20 protein-coding genes and 1 riboswitch are annotated in these 22,814 nt (G+C 32.3%); of the genes, 15 read left to right on the top strand and 5 right to left on the bottom strand.

Annotated elements, in window-relative coordinates; genetic code table 11:
* The first annotated feature begins 16 nt into the window (after positions 1-16).
* The 13 genes from CaldiYA01_RS03330 to CaldiYA01_RS03390 all read left to right on the top strand — a co-directional run bounded on the left by CaldiYA01_RS03330 (position 17) and on the right by CaldiYA01_RS03390 (position 12,796).
* Positions 17-1,228, top strand: a complete 1,212-nt coding sequence (locus CaldiYA01_RS03330; protein WP_207181335.1) for a type II secretion system F family protein — start codon at positions 17-19, stop codon at positions 1,226-1,228.
* A gap of 16 nt (positions 1,229-1,244) precedes the next feature.
* The gene (locus CaldiYA01_RS03335; protein ID WP_207181337.1) at positions 1,245-1,667 is read left to right on the top strand and encodes a prepilin-type N-terminal cleavage/methylation domain-containing protein; all 423 of its coding nucleotides are present in this window, start codon (positions 1,245-1,247) and stop codon (positions 1,665-1,667) included.
* Positions 1,668-1,691: 24 nt separating this feature from the next.
* Positions 1,692-2,147: a prepilin-type N-terminal cleavage/methylation domain-containing protein gene (locus CaldiYA01_RS03340; RefSeq protein WP_207181339.1), complete on the top strand. Its 456-nt coding sequence runs from the start codon at positions 1,692-1,694 to the stop codon at positions 2,145-2,147.
* A complete protein-coding gene (locus tag CaldiYA01_RS03345; protein ID WP_207181341.1) occupies positions 2,137-2,913 on the top strand; it encodes a prepilin peptidase in 777 nt (258 codons plus the stop codon). The genes CaldiYA01_RS03340 and CaldiYA01_RS03345 overlap by 11 nt, the downstream gene beginning before the upstream one ends.
* A gap of 40 nt (positions 2,914-2,953) precedes the next feature.
* Entirely contained in the window at positions 2,954-3,220 is a 267-nt protein-coding gene (locus tag CaldiYA01_RS03350; RefSeq protein WP_238480583.1) for a late competence development ComFB family protein, read from the top strand.
* A 27-nt stretch (positions 3,221-3,247) separates the two neighbouring features.
* Complete coding sequence (locus tag CaldiYA01_RS12455) at positions 3,248-3,853, top strand: prepilin-type N-terminal cleavage/methylation domain-containing protein (protein WP_207181343.1); 606 nt, start codon at positions 3,248-3,250, stop codon at positions 3,851-3,853.
* Positions 3,850-4,335: a prepilin-type N-terminal cleavage/methylation domain-containing protein gene (locus CaldiYA01_RS03360; RefSeq protein WP_207181345.1), complete on the top strand. Its 486-nt coding sequence runs from the start codon at positions 3,850-3,852 to the stop codon at positions 4,333-4,335. The genes CaldiYA01_RS12455 and CaldiYA01_RS03360 overlap by 4 nt, the downstream gene beginning before the upstream one ends.
* A 30-nt stretch (positions 4,336-4,365) precedes the next feature.
* Positions 4,366-5,331 (top strand): pilus assembly protein PilM, encoded by a 966-nt coding sequence (gene pilM, locus CaldiYA01_RS03365; RefSeq protein ID WP_207181346.1) that lies wholly within the window; start codon positions 4,366-4,368, stop codon positions 5,329-5,331.
* A gap of 36 nt (positions 5,332-5,367) precedes the next feature.
* Positions 5,368-5,907, top strand: coding sequence for a PilN domain-containing protein (locus CaldiYA01_RS03370; protein WP_207181349.1), 540 nt, complete (start codon positions 5,368-5,370; stop codon positions 5,905-5,907).
* Positions 5,908-5,913: 6 nt separating this feature from the next.
* Positions 5,914-7,173 carry a hypothetical protein gene (locus tag CaldiYA01_RS03375; protein ID WP_207181351.1) on the top strand — a complete coding sequence of 420 codons (1,260 nt, stop codon included), beginning with the start codon at positions 5,914-5,916 and terminating at the stop codon, positions 7,171-7,173.
* Positions 7,174-7,192: 19 nt separating this feature from the next.
* Positions 7,193-7,990, top strand: a complete 798-nt coding sequence (locus CaldiYA01_RS03380) for a type IV pilus modification PilV family protein (RefSeq protein WP_207181353.1) — start codon at positions 7,193-7,195, stop codon at positions 7,988-7,990.
* 2 nt (positions 7,991-7,992) lie between these two features.
* On the top strand, positions 7,993-10,689 hold the full coding sequence (locus CaldiYA01_RS03385) for a pilus assembly PilX N-terminal domain-containing protein (protein ID WP_207181355.1): 2,697 nt from the start codon (positions 7,993-7,995) through the stop codon (positions 10,687-10,689).
* A 103-nt stretch (positions 10,690-10,792) separates the two neighbouring features.
* On the top strand, positions 10,793-12,796 hold the full coding sequence (locus tag CaldiYA01_RS03390) for a vWA domain-containing protein (protein WP_207181357.1): 2,004 nt from the start codon (positions 10,793-10,795) through the stop codon (positions 12,794-12,796).
* A gap of 47 nt (positions 12,797-12,843) precedes the next feature.
* Here the strand turns inward: CaldiYA01_RS03390 and CaldiYA01_RS03395 are convergent, their stop codons facing one another.
* Complete coding sequence (locus CaldiYA01_RS03395; protein ID WP_238480584.1) at positions 12,844-16,329, bottom strand: adenylate/guanylate cyclase domain-containing protein; 3,486 nt, start codon at positions 16,327-16,329, stop codon at positions 12,844-12,846.
* A 125-nt stretch (positions 16,330-16,454) separates the two neighbouring features.
* Positions 16,455-16,543: riboswitch (cyclic di-GMP riboswitch) on the top strand.
* 173 nt (positions 16,544-16,716) lie between these two features.
* Between CaldiYA01_RS03395 and CaldiYA01_RS03400 the strand changes: the two genes are divergently transcribed.
* Entirely contained in the window at positions 16,717-17,088 is a 372-nt protein-coding gene (locus tag CaldiYA01_RS03400; protein WP_408612170.1) for a hypothetical protein, read from the top strand.
* Between the two features lie 90 nt (positions 17,089-17,178).
* Here the strand turns inward: CaldiYA01_RS03400 and CaldiYA01_RS03405 are convergent, their stop codons facing one another.
* Both CaldiYA01_RS03405 and CaldiYA01_RS03410 read right to left on the bottom strand, forming a co-directional pair.
* The gene (locus CaldiYA01_RS03405) at positions 17,179-17,895 is read right to left on the bottom strand and encodes an MBL fold metallo-hydrolase (RefSeq protein WP_207181363.1); all 717 of its coding nucleotides are present in this window, start codon (positions 17,893-17,895) and stop codon (positions 17,179-17,181) included.
* Positions 17,896-17,918: 23 nt separating this feature from the next.
* The gene (locus CaldiYA01_RS03410; protein WP_238480585.1) at positions 17,919-19,061 is read right to left on the bottom strand and encodes a GAF domain-containing protein; all 1,143 of its coding nucleotides are present in this window, start codon (positions 19,059-19,061) and stop codon (positions 17,919-17,921) included.
* Between the two features lie 186 nt (positions 19,062-19,247).
* Here CaldiYA01_RS03410 and CaldiYA01_RS03415 point away from each other — a divergent pair, with 186 nt between their 5' ends.
* A complete protein-coding gene (locus CaldiYA01_RS03415; protein WP_207181365.1) occupies positions 19,248-20,975 on the top strand; it encodes an S-layer homology domain-containing protein in 1,728 nt (575 codons plus the stop codon).
* Between the two features lie 60 nt (positions 20,976-21,035).
* On the opposite strand, the gene CaldiYA01_RS03420 is transcribed toward CaldiYA01_RS03415, so the two are convergent.
* Positions 21,036-21,593, bottom strand: a complete 558-nt coding sequence (locus CaldiYA01_RS03420) for a uracil-DNA glycosylase (RefSeq protein WP_207181367.1) — start codon at positions 21,591-21,593, stop codon at positions 21,036-21,038.
* Positions 21,571-22,776 (bottom strand): aspartate aminotransferase family protein, encoded by a 1,206-nt coding sequence (locus tag CaldiYA01_RS03425; RefSeq protein ID WP_207181368.1) that lies wholly within the window; start codon positions 22,774-22,776, stop codon positions 21,571-21,573. The genes CaldiYA01_RS03420 and CaldiYA01_RS03425 overlap by 23 nt, the downstream gene beginning before the upstream one ends.
* Between the last annotated feature and the right edge of the window lie 38 nt (positions 22,777-22,814).

Here is a 22,814-nt window from a genome sequence, read left to right on the forward strand (position 1 = left end):
GGTAGGAAGAATTAAGATGGCAGAGTATGTATACAGTGCAATGGACTCTTCCGGTAAAAAGGTTAGTGGTACAGTAATTGCGGAGGATGAGCAATCGGCGATTGAGATTTTAAAAGCAAGAAACGTGTTTGTGTTAGAAATAAAAGAAAAAGGAACACTTCAGAGAGAGATAAAACTTCCGTTTGGGCAGAGATCAACAGTGAAAGACCTTTCAATCTTTTGCAGACAGTTTGCGACAATGCTCTCAGCAGGTATTTCAATTTTAAGCTGTTTGGACGTTTTGCGCCAGCAATACAGAGGACGACCGTTTGGAAAAGTTATTAGTGATATTTATGAAAAGGTTGAAAGAGGAACACTTTTGTCAAGTGCTATGAGAGAACATCCAAGGTTCTTTCCACCAATTTTAGTGAACATGGTTGAAGCAGGAGAGGTTGCAGGGTCGATTGACAAGTCTATGGACAAGATGGCTACACACTTTGAAAAGGAGCTTAAACTCAGGCAAAAGATAGTAAATGCTCTCATGTATCCTGCAATTGTTATAAGTGTAGCGGTAATAGTGCTAATAATTCTTTTGACGTACGTTATTCCAACCTTTGTTGGACTTTTTGAAGAGCTCAATGTTGAACTTCCTGCAACAACAAGGTTTGTGATAAATTCAAGCAAATTCATGCAGCAAAACGGGATTTATCTTCTGTTTGCGATTGTAGCATTGGTATTTGGATATAAAGTATTTAAATCAACACCAACAGGTGGGGTTATTGTTGGCAAAATAAAAATAAAAATGCCAGTTATAGGAAGGATAATGTTAGGCCAGGTAACCAGCCGTTTCACAAGGACGCTGGCAACACTTTTGAATGCTGGTGTTTCCTTGATAACGGCTTTGGATACAACAAAAAATATCTTGTCAAACGCCTACATAGAAAAGGAATTTGACAAGGTAATTGAGAGAGTGAAAGGTGGTGAGGGGCTTTCTTATCCGATTGAGGATATGGGGATTTTTCCAAAGCTTATGAATATTATGTTAAAAACTGGCGAGGAGACAGGACAGCTTGAGTACATGCTTGAAAAAGCAGCAGATTACTATGAAAATGAAGTAGAAAATCAGGTCACAAGACTTACATCTCTTTTTGAACCAGTGATGATTGTGCTGCTTGCTTTGATGGTTGGATTTTTGCTTGCGTCAATCATCATGCCGATGTTCAAGCTCTATGGCAGCATCGGCACATAAAAAAGGGCGGTGGCTTATGAAAAGAAAGTTTTGTGGGTTTACTTTAATTGAACTTGTTGTAGTGATTGCAATAATTGGAGTAATTGTTGCAATTGCAACACCACAGGTTTTAAGGACAATCCAGAATGCTCAAAAAAGAGCAGACAGCCAAACAGCCCGCCACATTGCGTACGCATTTTTGATGTGGCAGGAAGAAAGCGGGAAGAGCTTGAGTGAAATTATTCCAGATGCTAATTTCCACAAAATTGATTCAGACCAAATTGGTGGCGCAAGCGGGTTTAGATTAAGTAAATATATTACAGGAAGCCTGCCAAGGCCAAGGATAAATAAAAATTATTACTTTTATTACAAATATGAGTCGTCAGTTTTAAAGATTTATGCGGGTGATGACTCAAATAAGTGGGAACTTTTTCCTGAGTTTGATGGAAATTATAAATAAAAAAAATAGGAGGTAGATGTTAACATGATGGCTTGGCTTGTAAAGCAGGTTAATAATAAGAATAAAGGTTTTACATTGATTGAAATGGTTGTTGTTTTGGCAATAATTGCGGTACTGATTGCAATTGCTGTTCCACAGGTGTTGAAACAGATTAACAATGCAAAGAAAAACGCAGATATTGCTAATGCAAAAGCAATTGCTACGGCTATCATGCAATGGGTAGGTGAAGGAAATTCTATAGGAGCAGATGTAAGTGGTGCTCAAGTTGATGATACAAACGGGACAGTGACATTGAACGGGCAACTTGTAGATTTGAAAAAATATATGAATGCAGGTTCATACAAACCAAAGTATAATACAAATTATAAATTCTTTGTTGACTATACCTTGTCTGACGACAAATTGGTAGTAAAAGCTGGTCAAGCTGCTAGTTCAGCAAAAGAACTTTATCCTAATCCAGACTCAACTTATGGGCAATAATTTTAATGTAGAGACAGTGATATGTGTATTTCTTTCCCTCACCCTTGGCAGCTTCCTGAATGTCTGTATATACAGAATTCCTCGGGGGGAGTCGATTGTGTTCCCCCCGAGCCACTGCCCAAAATGTAAAAAGAGAATAAAGTGGTATGATTTGATGCCCGTTATAAGCTATATAATCTTAAGAGGAAGGTGCAGGTTCTGCAAAGAGAAAATTTCTATAAGATATCCCATTGTTGAGCTTTTAACAGCAGCAGGTGGGCTTTTGTGCTACCACAAGTATGGTTTTACGACAGAGATGTTTGTTGCTTTTTTCATTTACTGCATTCTTCTTTATATCTCAGCAGTTGACATTGACACCATGGAGATTTCAACAAAGAGCGTACTTTTGTTGTTTGCTGCAAGATGTTTGCAGATATTTTTTGAAAGAGGAGTTAGCATAAAGACTGCTTTGAGCATTTTTTCAGGAATGATTTTCTCAATGCTTTTAATTTTAATAATTTACATTCTGTCTAAAGGCAGGGCAATGGGATTTGGAGATGTACTTTTGATTGCGGCGGGCGGAGCAGGATTTACAGCAGGAGAAGCTATTTTAGCAAATTTTCTTGCATTTGTTCTGGGAGCTGTGTTTGCAGCATTTGTATTGGTAAAGAAGAATAAGAGTTTGAAGAGCGAAGTCCCGTTTGGACCGTTTATATCCGCTGCACTGATTGTCACAATACTATATGGTGATACTATTTTAAAGATGTATTTAGAGTACATAAAATAGCCTAAAAAAAAATTGAAACAATAGCAAGGGGGCAAAAGTGGTGTATACAATAAAAAACTATATGGAAGAAGCAGTAGGAAACATGATAGATAAAGTTCTTGAAAACATTGATGTTTGCAAGTGTCCAAAGTGCAAACTTGATATTATGGCTTTAGCACTCAACAGACTTCCACCAAGGTATTTTGTCACAAAAGAAGGAGAGCTTTTTGAAAGACTTTCAGAACTTCAAGAACAATTTACAGTGGACATTACAGCTGCAATTGCAGCAGCAGCTTTCATTGTAAAAAGCAATCCAAAACATGATTAAAGCTTTTAGGAATAGAAGAGGGATAAGATGAAAAGGTTTAAAGGCTTTACCCTGCAGGAAATGGCAATTGTTTTGGCGATTTTGGCAATCCTTTTAGCAATTGCAGTTCCAAATTATATAGCGATGAAAAAAAGAGCTGATGTAAACAGTGTTGCAACCCAGTTTGCTGCAATGATAAGAGAGCTTTATGAAAAGATTGATTCTGAGATGGAATATGACACATATACATCCGCGCCGGGTGGGCATATATCGAAGTATTACATAAAGATTGACAACTACTACATTCCTGACCCTGTAACGGGTGAGAGGTCTTTAAAAATCCAGTTGATAAAATTCGATGCAAGTTTTACTCCACAAGAAACTGTGTTAAAAGATATAAAGTCAAAGACAGTAAAACTTCAAAATGCTTTGGGTTCATCAATATTGATGGACAGTGCCGGTGCTGTTGCAACTTATATTACATTCAAACCTAATGGAGAGATAGTAAGATTTACAGGCTCTGTACTTGCAAGAGGAAATGTTAGCACTTTTTCTGCACAGAACAAAATTGAGGTAATTCCCGTGTCAGGTCATGGCTACAAAAGGGTAGTAGTGCTAAATAGCGTACCACCAGGGAGCGTTGAAGTGCAATGAAGAGAGTTTTAAAAGGTTTCACACTTATTGAAATAATAGCTGTTGTTGCAATTGTTGGGATAATCGTGGTTGCTCTGTACAGCTTTTTTATCAACAATTTTAAGGTAGTTCAAGAAGAGGCAAAAATTGCTCAAATTGAGTCCCAGGCAAAAAGACTTGAGGATACAATAAAACAGTGGCTGCAGATGGCAGACCAACAGAATATATTGGTATATCCTCTTTCTAAAAGAATTGATATGATTGTGTATGAAGATAACTCTGCAGTTTCTGGCATAGCTATCTCTATAACGTTTGAACCCTCTACAAAGGGAATTAGGATAACAAAAAATGGTAATATCACTTCTTTCTTAGATGGAAAAATAATAAACTTTGATGTTGAAGATGTCACACCGCAAATAAAAATTCAATATACAGTTGATTTGGGAATTCGAGGAAAGACAAGGACATATAAAATTGTATATACCAGACGATATGACTGGTAGAAATCTTATTTTGAGGGGAAAAAGAAGAATATGAGTACAAAGGTTGTTATAGAACTTGGCAAAAACTATATTAAGATTGCAGAAGGGAATTTTTCAGGTAATATTCATATAAACAAACTTGCAGAAGAGCAATTAAAGGATAATCTCATTATAAATGATATGAAGTTTGAGCCTAATCTTTTTTACGAAACTCTTGGAAATATTTTTTTGAAAAATAACTTTCCAAAAAATAATATAACCTTTGTTTTGTCAGGCATTTCAAATATGATAATAAGAGAATTGGTAGTGCCATGCCTGAATGAAGAAAAAACTTTTAACCTTATCACATTTGAAGCAAGACAATATTTTCCTACAAGTATAGAAAATTATGTTATTGATTATAAGCAATTAAAGGTTTTCAATGAAGGAAAAACAAAAAAGCAGAAAATTTTACTTGTTGCACTTGCTAAGAGTCTTATTGAAGATATTGTTACAGTTTCAAACAAGCTGGGGCTCAAAATAAAAAAGATTGATATTGAACCAAACACAATATCAAAGCTTGTTGATTTAGAAAGAAAAGTTAGGAAAGAAGCAGAAAAAGAGCTTATAATGCTTGTAAACATTGTACGTTCTTTCATTACTATTGTAATAATAAATCAGGGGGAAATTGTTCTTTCCAAGTCTTTTCCCAATTATGATTTAGAAAGAATGTTCAATGAGGAAGAAGACTCAGAAGCTTTCATAGAATACTTTTATACATATACTATAAATGAGATTGTTGAGAATATTTCAAAATTCTACGAGTTTTATAGAAACAGAGAACAGGATAGCAAAGAACTTTCAAAGGTATATTTAATGGGGGAAGTTTGCCAGCATATAGATATAAGCGATATGCTAAAAACTAAGATAAACGCACAAATGGTATTGCTTACAGATCTTATATCAATTGACAAAAAAATATTACTTACAAAAAGTGAAGTTTGTAACTATTTTACAACAATTAGTGGAATCCTATAGCACTTTAGTTTTCATATTACTGAGGAGAGATAATGAATGGCAAAAAAACTGAAAGATATAAATCTTTTGTTGGCATATGAAAGAGGGATAAAAAAGAAAGATGCAACGCTTAGAGTATATTTTTTGGTGTTTATATTGGAGATATGCTTATTTGCGTTAATTGCTTCTATTTATTTGACTAAAATAATGACTACGAATAATGATATCAAAAGATTGAGTGACGAAATAAGAATAAAGCAGCAACAAATGGTAGAAGCACAAAGACTTGTTGAGAAAAAAACACTGGATACACAAAAGAGAGCTTTACTTGAATATGTATCAAAAAACCACATAAAGTATTTAGAAATTTTGGACAAGCTTGAGGCATTAGCACCTATAAATCTAAAGTTTGAAAGCTTGAATCTTTCAACTGAAAAAATTACATGTACAGTGAAGGCAGATACACTTGAAACAGTGACACAGTTTGTTTACAACCTTCAAACAAGTAATTACTTTATGAACGTAAATTTTAGTAGTGTAACTGGAGATGAAAGTTCAAAAACTTCAACAATATCAGCAGACATAGCAAGGAAGTGAGAAAAAGTGCAAATCACAGACAGAGATAAAAAACTTTTAGTAATTCTTGGTATGGTTATTATTGGATTTTTGTTTTATAACTTTTTCTATACTCCTTATTCTCAAAAGCTTAGTAATTTAATTTCAGAAAAGCAACAGTTAGAAAGTAAGCTAAGTGAAATAGATCAGAAGATTGCTATTTATAATCTTCAAAAACAAAAGTTAAAAGAAGTTGAAAAAGACTATATGTCTATAAGTCAAAAAATTCCGCCCAATCAAGACGAAAAATTTTCAATGCTTGATTTGCAAAGGCTTGCTCAGATGGTTGGGAGTAAAACCTCAGACTTTACATTTTCGCAAAGACAGAGCCTAAATGTTACTTATAACAATATTAATATTGCAAAAGCATACTTTTATTCATCTAAACAAAACTGGCAAATGACATATGCTAACTTCAAAAAATTATTGTTTTTGCAAAAGGAATTTGAACCTTTGTATTCTGTCGATTCAATCTCGTTGTCAGGCGGGAATAACAACATGATAACAGCAAGTTTTGAAATTAAATTTTATGGTTTTGAAGATACGCTTGCTCCTGAAAGGAAATGGCAAAACTTTGCAATTTCATATGGTAAAGGCGATTTGTTCAGTGGTGGATCTGGGCAAAAGGCCAAGTTTATCTATACTCAAGAAGATTTAAAAAAAAATGAAATTACAAAACAGTCATCAGCCTTAAAAGTGGAAAGAACAGATAATATGTCTTTAACAAATGCAGAAACCAGTTTTAAGTTACCACAAAACAATAAAAATATCACTTTTAACGAAAAAAGTGCAAGCACTAAAGACCAAAGTCAATTATCAGAAGAGAAAGTAGATTTTAATAAAGCAGATTTTGTTGTAACAGTATCAACTTTATATTCTCCTACAACCAATGTAACTATTGAAAAAACTCAAAAAGGTTCAATATTTGGTGCTAAAAAGAAAAGTGAAAATGCTTTTATAACAATTAAAAAAGAAGGTGACAAGTATTATTACAGGATTGGTACTCAGGCAAGCGAATATCCCCAAGCTAATAAATTTGACATTTTGGATTTGCAGGATAAAAGCCAGATTTTAATTGTGGTATTTTCAACCCCAAGAAAATACAAAGATGATGAGAATGTAGTAACTCTTAAAGTAACTAATAGTTCTGATAAACCAGTAAAAATTTATATTTCAGGTGATGATAAGCAAAAACCAAGAGTGAACATTGCACCAAGTGGATTTGATATTAGCGTTGTGAGAAAATAAAGTGGGGTGACGAGCAAGCATGAAACAATTAAAAGGGTTTACTCTTGTTGAGGTTATTGTGACAGTTGCAGTATTTGCACTGTTTGTCACCCCCATAGTGTTACTTATTCAGCAGTCGTTGAAGGTAAACATTAGTGCAAAGACAAATCTTGAAGTTGCTGAAGTTATAAATCAAGCTGTTGAAAATCTTGTATATCAAAATGTTTATGGCACAGGTTCTTTGAATATAAATGGATATACAGTAAACTACGAGATTGACGATTCATTTAAAACGGGAACTATTCAAAATATTGAAAACAGCCAAATAGATTTTAGAATATATTTAGATGCGACAGGTAAACTGACAATCGAGGATTTGGCAACTCATAATACCTATGAAAGACAAATATCTTCTAGTACATTTGACAAACTTAGAATACAGATAAGATATGACGAAGCAACCAAGAGGGCGACATATACTTTTGTCCTAAATGGTTCACCAATTATAACTTTTTTAAGTGGAAACAGTACAGAACCTGCCAAACTTGGAGCAGAGTTTGTATGTGACACTTTATCACATTTTCTCTATGTAGTAATTGATGGTGTGTATGACCTCTCAAATAAACTTACTACTACTATGTTCAATCTTTGGCTGACGAATGTTAACAATAATATCAAAATCCTTGCAACAACTCCATTCATTGTCTATGATAATTCTCCGAGACATTCTGTTCTTACAGGCGTAGAAAGGGTAAGGCAGATTTCTTTAAAAATTTATGATTTAAATGGTCAGTTTATTAAAGAATATACAACATATTATACTCACAGGGTGAAGTAGATATGAAAATTGAAAGCAAACATAAAGGTTCGACGTTGGTACTTACAATAATCTTCATAGCGGTTATGTTTGTTATGTCCGTTGCTTTGATTGAAGCAGCAATATCATCACTAAAAATTAGTAAAGGCTACTATGCAAAAAACAGAGCATATTACGATGCAGAAAGTGTTTTTGAAAGAATTATATATTATCTTGACATGGTCGCAGACAAAGCACGAAAAATGGCAGATAATTATGTTTTTATGGAAAGTGGTGTTCTTAACACTCAAAATCCAGATATTGCAAATATCTTAAAAGACTATCAGCAAAAGGAGAGCCAGTATTATCTGCAGTACATGAATGGTCTTATATCCAAGACTGATTATGACAATGCACTTGTTCAAATTAATAAGGAGTACCAAGATAAAGTGAGAAAAAAATTTTTGGAAAAGTTTAAAGAGTATATGAACAATTTTTTTACAAATTCAGGTACGTTTTCTGAGAGACCTGCAATTGAGTTTACTGTTTCTGGCACCATTTATACAATTGATAACTGGAGAGGAACTTCAAATGATTTATATTCATTTATGAAAATGGTAGATTTTAATAATCCGGAAGTTGATGTTGAAATAAGATTTGACCCTGCAACTGATATGAACCTGCACATGTCAAGTACTGATATAGAAAATCCAATTGATATTAAGATGGAAGTTGTTGTAAATTTACTAAAAGAAAAAACTAAAAGAGTTTTAAGAGCAGATTTTAGTATTTTCCCATATAAAAGTAATGCTTTGAATTTTTCTACGAGGACAATAAAGAGAAGTTTTAACCATATACTTGACTATGCAATTTTTGCAGGTAGGAACTTGATTGTTCTAAATGGTTTAAATTTGTTCAAAATAAAAGGTGGAAAGGTCTATGTGAATGGAACTGCAAATGATGTGAGATATTCAAATCCGTCTGAATATTTTGGTGGAATTTTGGCAGGCTTGACACAAACTCAGCTTGATAATTTATCTTCTGATTCAAGAGTTAATAAAATAGATTCAATGACTAAAAATAGAATTGAAAACATCTTGAGTGGTTCGGGAGTTATAAGTGGAAATATAAGAATTGAAAATGCACCTGTATTTGTTGGATATACTGATTTGAATCCCGAAGCACCTTCCAATCCAGTGAGGCTTATGGATAAATATTCGCTATACGGTGGGTTTGTTAAAACTTGTGCTCCTAATTCACAGATAACCATTACAGATGATGTTTATTGTCACAGTATTGTTACAGAAAATGCATCGGATAATTCTTCAATTACAATAGGCAAAAATGCATATATCATGGACAACATCTCAATGTACGCTCAAAATAGCAACATTAATATTTCAGGCTCGCTAATTGGTCTTGGCACAGCAGATGTTCCTTACAATTACAACATGAGTTCTTCAATAGCGATAAATGAAGATACAGCAAGATTAAATATAGGAAAAAATATTGTGCTAATGGGAGTTGTATTTGTTGATGAAATACATAGAACTGATGAAAATGGTAAGGAAAAACTTTTCAGAATGCCAGAGAGTTCTTCGCTAATGCCTAATTTTACTATCTACCAATATTTTAATCTTCCTATAGCAGAACTTTCTGATCTTCTTAATACTCTTGGATTAAATGGAAGTATTGGTTCTTTTACAACACTGGATTTATTTGCTTCTGATTACTTTAAACCATTTAAAGTGAAGGTAAGTCCAACAGAGGAAGTAGAAGCAAGCTTCTATGATATGGATGTTGAAACAGTGGGTGGTTTTCCAATTTCGTCAGTAGAAAGATCAATAAACTTTGTACTTCACTATCTCACCGCGCACATAAAAGACCCTACTGATTTTGATACACAGTATAATACCGGTTCCACTAATATAACTGTTGGTGGAGGAAATATACATTTTGACCCATCAAACCCTTATGATACAAGTTACTTTCATTATTTTTTAAATGCAAATGGTAAACTTTACTTGGCAAGAAGAATTATCAATTTTTTAAATGAACCGACTATTAATTCGACTATTGGCTCGGCAGGTACTGGTGAGTTTGTCAACTTGGGCCAGACCGTATCATCTTCAGATATATTAAGACAGTCTATAATAGACAATGTGATAGATCCAACAAAAGAAAATTATTTCAAAGAATTAAATCTTGTTGACAAAGGGTTATTAGATAACACAAAAGATAAATTTGACTTATTTGATTTTGTCGATTTTAATCAGATTGGATCTGACCGACTTATAATAAATGATGACAAAAATCTTATTGTTATCAGCAAAAATGACGTGGAAGAAATTGATTTTGGACTTCCAAGCTATAATGGGGTTTCACTTTTAGACATAGAAAATGTTTTGATTGTGACAAAAGGCAGTGTTATTCTAAGAAACAGTAGTACACAAGAAAAAACTCTAAAAGGAAATATAATAGCAGGAGGGGATATTGTAGTTTGTGGAAATGGTAATCTTACAATTGAATATAGTAAAGGCATTTCAAGCCAGCTTATGTATTACTTTAACTATGCAAACTTTAACAGCATATCAGACAGGTTGGGTCAGCTTTACAACTTCTTTATAAAGGGCATTGATACAAATGACATTATTGAAATACCATTTGTTAGTACATTTTATGAAACAACAGTAAAAACAAATATTAAGGTTAAAAGTAAAAGACAGGTTGTTAGTGATTGATGAAAGTGGTATAATTTATATTAGAAGATATTTGAAATGGAAAAGTAATTTGTATAAGTTTAATTATAAGTGTTGGATACATTAAAAAAAAGGAGGGATTTTAATGAAACGGAGATTTATGGCATGGATTGGTGTATTACTAATTTTTATGACAATTTGTAGCGGGTTTTATTACTTTTCTACAAAAGCAAAGGCAGCGGATACGTCTTCTGTGAGTATTGGATTTAATGGAGGTGTAGTTAAATCTAAAGGCTATGTAGGAAATGACATTGAAGTAAAACTCAGGCTAACACCGACAGGTTCTATAAACGTGACAAGGTCACCTGTTTCGGTAGTACTTGTTGTTGATTCTTCTGGTTCGATGAGTAGCAATGGTAAGATGACGGCGGCAAAAAATGCCGCAAAGAATCTAATTGACAGTTTTAAAAATTCTGCAAAGTCTGGTGACAAGCTTGGGATTGTTGACTTTGATACTTTTATAAATGATAATTCCACTTTTTATATTAAAGGATTTTATTATCAAAATGGAACATGGAACAAAGGAAATTCATCTTCTATATATGGACCTTATTCATTACCGAATAATTGCACACAGAATCTCATAGATTTAACAAGCTCTTCTGCTGTAAATAACGCAAAGACATACATTGACAATATGGTTGCATCTGGCGGAACTAACATGGAAGCTGCGCTTAATAAAGCAAAAGCACTTCTTGACTCGTCACCCTCTGGAAATGACAAATATGTTGTATTTATTACAGATGGTATGCCAACATTTTATATAAATGGTACAAAAAATGGGTATCCACTTGTTGATGGACCTGGTTCTCAGCCAGATAATACTACAAAGTCAGAGACCCTTTCTGCTGTTCAAACACTTGCGCAAAGTGGAGCGAAGGTATTTGTAGTTGGAGTTGATACAACTGGTGCGGATGTTGACAAAACATTTATCGATTTGATGGCAAGTACTGCAAGCGGAAAGTCTTATTATATCTCAAACCCAAGTGCGTTAAATTCTATTTTGCAGGAGATATTTAGAATAATAAACTTGGCAGTAACATATGATAATCTGACTGTTGAATACCCAATTCCCTCAGGGCTTACAATAACTTCAATGCCTGCTGGCTGGAGAGTTGAAAATGGGAAATTAATAGGTACATTTAATCCTGTCACATTTGAAAATGGTGGCACAACTCCTGCTTCGCAAGAGGTATCTTTTAAGATAACATCTAACTCAGAAGGAATATATAATCTTGGGAAGGCAACACTTACATTCAGAAGATATGATACTTTAAACGGTGAAACCACAGGAAGCGTGGAGGCAAATCTTGGGCAGGTTGAATTTGTCAGAATGCCAGGAATTAGTGCTACATTTCAAATAGTAGGTAGTGGTAATATATATGTGCCAAATACTCAATATGATGCAAAGCTTATAATTAGCGCATTTGGTAAGTCACTTGATATTCCAACAGTCATTAATAATTTTGCTTTAGCAGTAAATGATTCATACATTGCACTGCAGAAGATTACAACCACAAATCCTTCATTTAACTACGCAGTTGATTTAGGGCCAACACCTACGAGTTTGACTATCGATTATAAGATTACATTTTTAAGAGAAGGTACATTTAATTTTACCCCAATATTGTCTTACAGCATAAATAGTGCACCTAATTCTATGAACTTAACACCTATTAATTTATTTGTTATTGATGCTACAAATATGATAAAAAGTTTTTCAATTACTAAAAAAATAATTTCAGATAATTCAAGCGCAAATATATCTATAAAAGTTGATGATTTGGGACTATTTAGTTATGATTCTTCGGCTAAAATAAAGGTATATATCGAAATGAATCCTTCTGACAAACTTAATACAAACGTAACATTTCCAATCCAGCTTGTAGTTGACAGTACTACAAGACAGCAAAATGGTTTGAGAGTATTATCAAAGACTATTACATTTAAATTAAAACCAAGTTTCACATCAGCAACTGTGAGTTTTAATATCTCACAAATTGATATTATTAGTGGTGGTGTAACATATACCACTGCGTATGAGAAGAAGATTAATAATGTTGTTGTTAAAAAAGCTATCCTCAGATAAAAAGTATCAAGATTTAAAAGAGGCTGACTTTTTCAAATAAATAGAAGTCAGCCTCTTTTGCTTTGTTTCAAAAGAGTATCAATTAATGATTTTATATTATGTTCACTATCAATCTTTTCAGCCCAGAAATGTGCTAATTTTATTGTTTCATCAAACTCTTTTTCGTTTCCTAAAACAATATAAGTGTTTGCAATATCATAATATATCTTTGCAAGTTCTAAAGATGACTCTATTTGATTTGCAAGTTTCTCACAAACTTTAAGGTTTTTAAGAGCGCTTATATATTCTCCCTTGTGTCTTAGAACGGTTGAGTACATTCTCAAAGTTTTTATTTTATGTAATGGATTTTTTAATTGTTCGGTTATTGCAATTGCTTTTTCAATAACCAAAATAGCATTATCGACCTTATTTTTTAAGAGGTCTAGTTTAGTTTTGGCAAGAATATACTCAAGCTCAATCCTATTTTCTTTGCTATCAGATATAATTTTTGCAACTTCATTTAGCAGGTCATTTGCAGCGGAGAGATTACCTTTTTCAAGCATTACTTTTGCAAGTCCGATTAAAGATAAAGCTTTTTCTGAGATAAAATTGAATTTATTTGCTAGGTCTAAACTCTGTGAAAAGGAGTTATAACTTTCTATGATATCTCCTTTTTCAAGATACAATTCACCAAGATTAAGATAAGACACACATTCTTCATAAAAGAGTTTCCATTCATCCGCATATGATAAAGCTTTTAAGAATGATTCTAAGGCTTTTCCCAAAACTCCTTTTTCGAAATTTATTATTCCAATATTGTTTAACAAAATCAACTGAAGGTGACGGTTAGATAAAATCTTAGAAAGCTCAAATGCATCAAACATATATTTTATTGCTTCTGATGATTTGCCTTCTTCATAGTAAAGTGTTCCAATATTTGTAAGGATTTTTGCTTTAAGCAATAAGTTTTTTGACTTATTTGCATAGTTTAAAGCCTTTTTAAGATAAAGAAATGCCTTTTTTGACTCACCAGTAAATGCATAGACAGAATAAGAGACAATATTTAAAATCTGTGCAAGTTGTTCAAAATCATCATTTTCCTTTAATGTTATTTCAAGCTGGTTTATATAATATTGCAAATCAGGTTCGCCAATGTAGCTTTTATAAAGACATAAAAGGTATAATATTCTACTTTTCTTAATGTTTCCTTCAAAAACATAGTTTTCTTTTAATTTGTTTAAATAGGTTTTTGCTTTTTCAAAGTTACTTTGGAGGATATAACATTCACAAATTTCAGCTTCTAATAAAAATTTTTCTTCATCTGTTTTGTAAAGATTAAGAAGTTTAGTATAGTGCGAAATGGCTGCTTCATAATTTCCTAAGTTTTTTTCTGAACTTGCAAGTTGTTCTATAATGGAAGTATAAAGAGTTATTGCATCTTCAACATTAATGTTTTTAATCTCGTCAAGTAACTTATAGAGGTATTTTAAAGCATAATTTATTAGCTGTCTTTTTTTGTACTGCATTGCAAGCTCAAAAAGGTAATTTGCACCTTTAAGAAAATTTCCTGCTTCTTTGTAATGATAAAACAATGTCTCATAATAAATTGCTAAGTCTTCCTTAGACACTATTTTTTCGATGGTGGTCGCAATTTTCAGGTGCAAGTTTTTCCTAATGTGTAATGGAATCAACTCAAGAAGTATTTTTACAATTTCTGGTTCAACAAATTGGTATATTTTGTCTGGAAAATTGGAGTTATATACACTATCTACAAATTTGATGAGATTTAACTTTTGTGCTTGAGTTATTAAATATGAAGGTTCCTTTGAAGGTTGAAGTATATTAAATATTATCCTGCTACTGAATCTGAAACCATAAACGGCTGCAATTTTTAAAAAATCCAATATTTCGTTTTCAACGTGAAAAATCTTGTTGAGAATAATATTAGTCTTAATGCTTTCTATATTTTTTTCGGAAAGAACAATTTTAAAAATATCATTCAATACTATATAAAATTTGTTTACTTCTAACCATTTCAATGTTTCTAAGAGATAGTCTAATTTGCCTTCAGATATATCTATGAGTAATCTCAATGATTCATTATCAACTTCTTTTGTATTAAAATAAATTTGAACTGCCTTTTTGATATTTTCAATTGACAATTCATTGACTCTGATGTAGTAATTTTCTGGAAAATTTCTTAATTCAGTGTTTGTTGAGAAGATAAAAAATGGCTTACTTTGTTGTTGTGATATAAAACTAACGATAAAATCTAATGATTCTTTATCTGCCAGATTTAGATTTTCAATTATAACAACAGAAAACTCTGTTTCAAAAACCTTTTTTAAAAAAAAGGTAATAACTTCAAAAAGTTCAAACATAATATCCTCTGGTGTCATATAAGAAATGAATTCTTTAAAATCACTACTGAGATCTAAGTGAAGAATAAGTGAAAGATAGTTATAACATTTTTCGGCCATCTTGAGATTTTCTTTAAATAAATACTCTGCAAATGATATAAGCCTATTTTTCTTTATAATTAGAGAATCTTCATAATTTACATTTAGTATTTTTAAAATTAATAACGATAAAAGATAAAAAGGTTTCTGCGCATATCTTTCTGATAAACTGATATAATAGTACCTTATATTACTTTTATCTAAATGTCTCATTATAATATTGATAATAAAATGCTTTCCACAGTTATCAGAAGATAATAATACTAAAAAATCAGAATCTTTTGAAATAATTCTGTCAATAACATTTGATGTGTAGTTGTGCAACAATACCTCAATGATGTGGTTATATTCAACTTGTTCATTAACTTTTTTAGGAATATAACATTTCACAACTTTAGATTTGTTTTTTAAATTTAGCTCAATTGGGCCAGAATATTCTATATTTTCATATGTTTCTCTATAAATACTCTCTGATACATAAATTGTATTTGGTGGAGCAGCAGTTTGAAGTCTCTGAGCAGTATTCACAACGTCACCTAAAACAGTATAGTCCTTTTCAAAAAATCCGCCAATCTTTCCCACCATAACAAAACCATAATTTATTCCAACAGAAAGAAAAAGATTAATATTTTTAGTTTTTGAAAATTCTTGTGATAACTTTATCATTTCAAGCGCACACTGGACACTTTTTAATGGTGCGTCAATTGGAGAATCTTTTAGTCCAAAAATAATGAGGGCACAATCACCTATAAATTTATCTACAATTCCATTAAAATTGTAAACCGGTCTTAAAATATATTCAAAAAATTCATTTATCAAGTTTCTAAGTTCATCAGGAGAAAACTTTTCAGAAAGTTTTGTGAAATCCGAAACATCAGCAAACATTATAGCTAATTTTTTAAGTTCTTCTGTTTTAGAATATTCCTGTGATTTTGAAATAAAACTGCCACAGTTTGGGCAAAAATTAGCAAAAGAAGGGACTGGATAATTACAATTTGCACAGTACTTGTCAAATTTTATACCACATACAATGCAACTGCTAACGAATTTTTCTTGTAACTTGTTTCCACAGTTAAAACAGAACAATTTTATCACACCTTTAATTAGCATATATGGAAATAATAAATATTGAAAAAAGAAGACTGTTGTGAGATAATAAAAACAAACGATAAATAGTAATTTAATTATATCAAAATAAATACGATAAAAATAGTAGCATATGTCGAAAAGGGCAAACCTGTCGAAAGGCAGGGACGCAAAGCCATGGGCCTGTCGGAAGGAAGCTTCCTATGGTCGCCAGGCTGCCGAAACATATGCTAAAGATATTTTTCTTTAGCATTAAGGCACCTGGCAAAGTCAGGTGCCTTTTAGATTTTTGTGGTAATTATTTTGGGTGCTATATTGATAGTGCCCGATAAAAGGAGGGTAGAGATTATGAGTTCTCCAAAACTTAAGAAAATTTCTTTAGCAGTGTTTGTATTGATGTTGTGTTGGACAATAGCTACTTCTGTTGTTATTGCTGAAAATGAGAATCCTGTGTTGTTCAATGGTAGCTTTACAGTTACAAACGAAGGAGGAAAATTCCAGGTAGGTTTTGTTGAGATTGATTTCAAAAAAAATTCTCTACCTGATGGCATAGACTCAATTACATTTAATGCTCAAATATATGCGGAAAATGGTAATATATACATTGATTTTTCTCCTGATGCTCAATTTAAAAAAGATGTTCATCTAAGGTGCTTAGGATATGAAGGCTACATTTATGACAGGTCTGCGGGGATTAATATTTTTGTTAAGCTTAAAAAACAGCAGCTTAAAACAGATCATTTTTCGCGTTTTATTTGGGCAAGATAATCCCTCTATCCTCATAACCCCTCGAACTCCTAAAAAATAGATTTTTGCCCCTCTGGCTTATTAAGAGGGGCATCTTTTTTATTTTTTAATTTATACTTCTATTTGTTCTGGGATATTAAAGCCCATGCTTAAAGCAAGATTAAAATTGAAATTTGCGTCGATATGGATACAATAAACCTTATTCCTTTTTTCAGGTGGAACAATGTTAGCAAGTTCATTTAATGAAAGATGGGGATTGTCTTCGTGTTGATTTTCAGAACATGTATCTTGATATAAAAAATCAATTTCTCCATTTAAAAATTTACTAAGGATTAGTTTATTTATTGTTTTAGCGTCTCCGCTATAAAAAAAACAACTTTCTTTTGTTTTAATTAGATAGCCAAAGCAAGGAATTTCATCAACATGTTGTTGTTTTATTGTTATTATCGTAAGTTTTTCATTGTATATGAAGATATCATCTAATTTTACTAATTCATAGATATTCTTTTTTATACCCATATTACTTAGTAAAGAAAGGATTAAAGATTCTTCTGGGAAAAAAATCTTAACTTTTTTACCTAACTCATAAAAACAATAAAAAATTAAGTGTCCTAAAGTTGCGGTATGGTCAGAATGTGTGTGTGTAATAAGAACATTAATTGTTTGATATTTTTCTGGCAATTTAAGTTTATACAAACTTGAAAAAATACCTTCACCACAATCAAATATGAATAATTCATTATCAAACTCGAAATAGGCAGAAGTGTTTTTTAAATAAGGATTGAAAGCACTTCCTATACCCAAAAATTTCAACAAAGGTGTTTTCATTTCAGATTTCACCTTCATTTTCTTTAGCTATTTTTTTGCAAATAATTGATAACTTCTTCAATACTTTTTTCTTCATCAGGTTTTAGTTCATAAAAGTTCCAGGAAAACATTGGTTGAGAATTTTTGACATCATCTGTTTGAATTTTTTCAATAAATTTTCGTTCTATTCTTTTTGCAATCATTCGAGCTTTTATTAAATCTACATTGTGAAGAAAAATTATATATTCGTAATCATTAATTTTTACAGGAATATCATAAAGTCTTATTTCGGTAGAAAAAATTTCATGCAGAATATCTAAAGATTTCATATCTAAATTTTTAACTACTAAATAAACAATTGTTGTAAGAATTTCAGTTACTTTTGAAAGATCATATTGTTTTTTAAAGAGTTCTATGCCTTCTTTTAAGTTTAAGAGTTTTTCTTTTTTTTCTGGTTGCAAGGATTCAATAAACTTCTGCTGACCACTTACAAGAATATCATTTAAAACAGAAATGGATTTTTTTACTGATTCAAACATGTTAGAAAGTAGTCTTTGAGTGGTTATAACAGATAAATCATTTTTTTCGTAAGCTTTAATTCTGTCAATAAGTATTCCTACAAAAGAAGAGATAGCCAAGATTATTTTTATATCTGTTTCTGTATAACTTATGGTATATAATGAGGCGTTGGTTTCATCTAATTTTAAATTTGATTTTGCTTTTTTATTTATTACTTGCAAAACTCCCAGAAGCCTATTTCGAAAGTCAAATATAGGGGCAGTAACAATGTTTATAGTAACATAATGTAAACTTTTGTCAAAAAATTTGAACTGTTTAAATTCATGATTATCAGGTAAGTTTAATGTATCATTGATAACAATAGGTTTTTGAGTTATTGCGACATAACCAGCCATGCTTATAGGTGATATAGGCAAAGTATAACCTAAATAAAATTCAAAATTTACAGAGAGATTTTTAGTAGCTTTTATTACAAGTTTATCTTCTTGCTCTACAGTTTCTTTTAAATAAATGGTTGCACCATCGCTTCCTGTAAGTTCTAAACAGGTGTCGATTGTCATTGATAGGATTTCGTTAATATCTTTTTCTGCAGAAGAATTAATTATAAAACTACTAAAACGCTCAATAATATATTTAAGTTTTGTAATCTGTTCATATGCTTCAAGCATGTTAGAGTCACCATTGATGTAATTGTTTATTAAGATTATCTCAAAAATTTGGAGCTGTTTCAATGTATAAAGTGGAAATAAAATTTACATAGATTTGTAATAATATCATAAAATGAATCACATAAATATTGGATATAATGTTATTGTATAAAAAATCAACTTATTTTAGAAAGGAGTTGGAGGAGTATGAGATGGTATTATAAAAAGCTGTTGACAGGTTTTTTTGCAATAGTTTTTATGGTTTCTATTTTTAGCATAGTTTCATTTTCTCAAGAACAATCAAACTCAATCTTTTCCGACCTTTCTCAAAATCATTGGGCATATAACGCTGTAAAATTTATGGTAGAAAGAGGAATAATAACAGGCTATCCGGACAACACTTTCAGACCAGACAATCCAGTCACAAGGGCTGAATTTGCAAGGATTATGGTAATTAGCTTGAATCTTCCAATCAGAGTGACAGATAATCCATCCTTTAAAGACGTTCCAAAATACCACTGGGCATATCCATATGTAGAGACTGCAAAATATTATTTGACAGGTTTTAGAAGTCAAAATGGCGACTACTTTAAACCATCTGATTATGCGGTAAGAGAGGATATGGCAGTTGCACTTGTAAAAGCAAAGGGACTACAGAATGAAAATGTTGACATGAGTATTTTAAGTGACTACATTGATAAAGACCAGATATCAAAGAATCTTGTTAAATATGTCGCAATTGCCATTGCAAAAGGTATTATGGTAGGAAGCCCAGTTTCAAATTCTAATCAGTATAAATTTGAGCCACAAGGAATTCTTACCCGTGCTCAGGCAGCGGTACTGTTGTACAACGTTATTAATGCTCAATCAACTGAAGAAAAAGTTACCTATGACGATAATTCTTCATCAGGTTCTAATCAGAGATATACTTATCCTATACCCAATGTCACTGCCTATACAAAGGGAGACAAAGTTGTCCTGATATGGAATAGAATAAGTGATAAAAAACTGAAAGGATACGCAGTTGTTATCTCAAAGAACAATAGCCAGCCGGGATATCCGCAAGATGGATATCTGACCATATTGTCTGACAGAAATGCTAATTATATAGAGATTGGAGTGAATTCAAAGTATAATGGTGGTGACTTTGGAGTTTATGTAAAAAGCGGAGAAGAATATTATTTCAGTGTTACAGCAATCTATGAGGGAAATGTCTACGTAAAAGGCAATGCTGTGAAAATGAGAATGCCAGTTATACAAAATTATTTTGAAAAGCCGTCTGTAAAATATGAATATAAAGACAATAAATTTGTTTTAAGCTGGCAAAAGATAGACGATTCCCGACTTATAGGATATTGGATTGTGATATCCAAAAAAAGTAAAGAACCTAAATATCCGGACAATGGTTATCTTGTGTTTATCAATGACAAAAATACAGCTCAGATTGTTATTGACAACACAATTCCTTACAAAGGTGGAGATTTCGGTGAGTATTTAAAAGATGGTAAAGAATATTATTTTAGTGTAACAGCTCAGTATCAAGATAGACTTATCCCTGGGAATAGCATCAAGGCCGTTTATTATTCTAATTTGGAGATTGCAAAATTAAGACCAAAGTTTCAGGCAAAAATAGTAAGATGGTGGGGACAGTCGTATATCAACTTAAGGTGGAACAAAATTGATAACGATAAGCTTCAAGGGTATAGAGTTATTGTATCTGATACTAACTCATCACCTGACTTCAATAAAGATGGCTTGTTGGCAGTAGTATCAGATAAAAATATTACTTCAATAAATGTCAAAGCAAAGGATAAGTATTTGATCAATGGAGAATATAAGGAACTTAAGAGAGGCCATTACTATTACATTACGGTTTATGCCATTTACTCAGATAGAATATTGGGCGGTAATGTAATTAGAATAAAGATACCATAAGAAGATAGAAGGGGCACACTACATTTGTAGTATGCCCTTATTTATATTTTTTTCTAGCAACTATTTTATTTTCTCCAGCTTCTCCTTTACACTTTTTAAATCTCTGTAAAAATCCTCTCTTTTGCCTGGGTCTCTTAAAAGTGCTGCTGGATGGTATGTAGCCATAATCAAAAAACCACCTTTTTCAAACCATTTTCCTCTGTCTTGAGTGATTTTAAGGTCTTTGCCAAGAATATATTTCATGGCAGTTGCACCGAGGCAGACAATTATTTTTGGAGAGATAAGTTTTATCTGAGCTCTCAAAAAAGGCAAGCAGTTTTGAGCCTCCACTTCTGTTGGGACGCGATTGTTTGGTGGTCTACACTTTAAAATGTTGCAGATATAAAAATCTTTTTCTCTTGAAAGCTCCAGAGAAGTCAAAGCCAAGTCCAAAAACTTTCCTGCTCTTCCTACAAACGGTTTCCCTTGCTTGTCTTCTTCTTCACCAGGAGCTTCGCCAACAAATACAAGCTTTGCATTTTTGTTTCCATCACCCACCACAACGTTTGTGCGATTTTTAGAAATAGGGCATTTTTCACATGAAAGACATGCATTTTCAAGTTCTTCCCATGTTAGCATAACTTTTCACCACGTCTTTGAAAATTTCCATAGCTTTATCTATGTGAGTTTTTTGAACAATCAAAGGTGGAGCAAATCTTATAACGTTTCCACCTCCGCAGCTGCTTGTCAAAAGTCCGGCTAAAGCAAGCTTTCTTACAAGCTCTTTCACAGGGAAAGAAAATTCAACACCTATTAAAAGTCCCAAACCTCTGACATCCACAATAAAGTCGAATTGTTCTTTTAGCTCAAAAAGCTTTTGCTTTAAATAATCCCCCATTTTGTTCACATTTTCAATTATATTTTCTTCTTCAATTATTCTCAACACCTCTAAAGCTGCTCTTGTTGCAAGCAAATTTCCACCAAAAGTTGAGCCGTGTTCCCCTGGTTCAAATGTAGCAATTTCTTTTTTGCAAAGCATAGCTCCAATCGGCACACCATTTCCAAGCCCTTTTGCAAGAGTAATTATGTTAGGTGTTATATCATACTGCTCAAAACAAAAAAGACTGCCACACCTTCCAATTCCTGTTTGAACCTCGTCAATTACAAGCAAAAGGTCCTCTTGTTTGCAAAGATTATAAAGCTTTTGTACAAACTCTTTTGAAAGCACATTTATTCCGCCTTCTGCCTGAACAAGTTCAATCATAACCGCAGCTGTTTTGTCATCTATAGCATTTTTTATCTTTTCAATGTCTGCCTCAACGTTTATAAATCCTTCTGGCATTGGTTCAAATGGCTTTTGATACTTTTTTTGACCTGTTGCAGCAGTTGTTGCAAGTGTTCTTCCATGGAAGGAATTTTCAAGTGTGATGATTTTGTATTTTGAAAGACCTTTTTTGAAAAAGTAGTTTCTCACAAGCTTTATTGCAGCCTCGTTCGCCTCAGCTCCAGAGTTACAAAAAAATACTTTGTCAAATTTAGAAACTTCAGCAAGTTTTTTTGCCAAAAGTGCTTGAGGTTCAATGTAAAACAGACTTGATGTGTGTATGAGCTTTTCAATCTGGTCTTTCAAGGCAGCAACAAATTTTGGATGGCTGTGCCCCAAATTGCACACAGAAATTCCAGAGATAAAATCAAGGTATTCTTTGTTTTCGCTGTCATAAAGAATGCATCCTTCTCCTCTTACAAATGCAAGTGGTATTCGATTTCCAAACACGTTTACATAATACTGTAAATCATAAGAGATTATATCATCTAACTTCATTGTTTTGGCCCCTCACTCAAAAGTTTTTAATAATTATA

The organism is Caldicellulosiruptor diazotrophicus, assembly GCF_017347585.1.
Lineage (GTDB): Bacteria > Bacillota > Thermoanaerobacteria > Caldicellulosiruptorales > Caldicellulosiruptoraceae > Caldicellulosiruptor > Caldicellulosiruptor diazotrophicus.

Bases quoted from the DNA above. Each gene is read 5' to 3' on its own strand.
- CaldiYA01_RS03420 (WP_207181367.1), bottom strand. From the start codon at position 21,593: ATGCTAACATGGGAAGAACTTGAAAATGCATGTCTTTCATGTGAAAAA.
- CaldiYA01_RS03380 (WP_207181353.1), top strand. From the start codon at position 7,193: ATGAAACAATTAAAAGGGTTTACTCTTGTTGAGGTTATTGTGACAGTT.
- CaldiYA01_RS03330 (WP_207181335.1), top strand. From the start codon at position 17: ATGGCAGAGTATGTATACAGTGCAATGGACTCTTCCGGTAAAAAGGTT.
- CaldiYA01_RS12455 (WP_207181343.1), top strand. From the start codon at position 3,248: ATGAAAAGGTTTAAAGGCTTTACCCTGCAGGAAATGGCAATTGTTTTG.
- CaldiYA01_RS03335 (WP_207181337.1), top strand. From the start codon at position 1,245: ATGAAAAGAAAGTTTTGTGGGTTTACTTTAATTGAACTTGTTGTAGTG.
- CaldiYA01_RS03425 (WP_207181368.1), bottom strand. From the start codon at position 22,776: ATGAAGTTAGATGATATAATCTCTTATGATTTACAGTATTATGTAAAC.
- CaldiYA01_RS03415 (WP_207181365.1), top strand. From the start codon at position 19,248: ATGAGATGGTATTATAAAAAGCTGTTGACAGGTTTTTTTGCAATAGTT.
- CaldiYA01_RS03370 (WP_207181349.1), top strand. From the start codon at position 5,368: ATGGCAAAAAAACTGAAAGATATAAATCTTTTGTTGGCATATGAAAGA.
- pilM (WP_207181346.1), top strand. From the start codon at position 4,366: ATGAGTACAAAGGTTGTTATAGAACTTGGCAAAAACTATATTAAGATT.
- CaldiYA01_RS03410 (WP_238480585.1), bottom strand. From the start codon at position 19,061: ATGCTTGAAGCATATGAACAGATTACAAAACTTAAATATATTATTGAG.
- CaldiYA01_RS03390 (WP_207181357.1), top strand. From the start codon at position 10,793: ATGAAACGGAGATTTATGGCATGGATTGGTGTATTACTAATTTTTATG.
- CaldiYA01_RS03360 (WP_207181345.1), top strand. From the start codon at position 3,850: ATGAAGAGAGTTTTAAAAGGTTTCACACTTATTGAAATAATAGCTGTT.
- CaldiYA01_RS03340 (WP_207181339.1), top strand. From the start codon at position 1,692: ATGATGGCTTGGCTTGTAAAGCAGGTTAATAATAAGAATAAAGGTTTT.
- CaldiYA01_RS03400 (WP_408612170.1), top strand. From the start codon at position 16,717: ATGTTGTGTTGGACAATAGCTACTTCTGTTGTTATTGCTGAAAATGAG.
- CaldiYA01_RS03405 (WP_207181363.1), bottom strand. From the start codon at position 17,895: ATGAAAACACCTTTGTTGAAATTTTTGGGTATAGGAAGTGCTTTCAAT.
- CaldiYA01_RS03345 (WP_207181341.1), top strand. From the start codon at position 2,137: ATGGGCAATAATTTTAATGTAGAGACAGTGATATGTGTATTTCTTTCC.
- CaldiYA01_RS03385 (WP_207181355.1), top strand. From the start codon at position 7,993: ATGAAAATTGAAAGCAAACATAAAGGTTCGACGTTGGTACTTACAATA.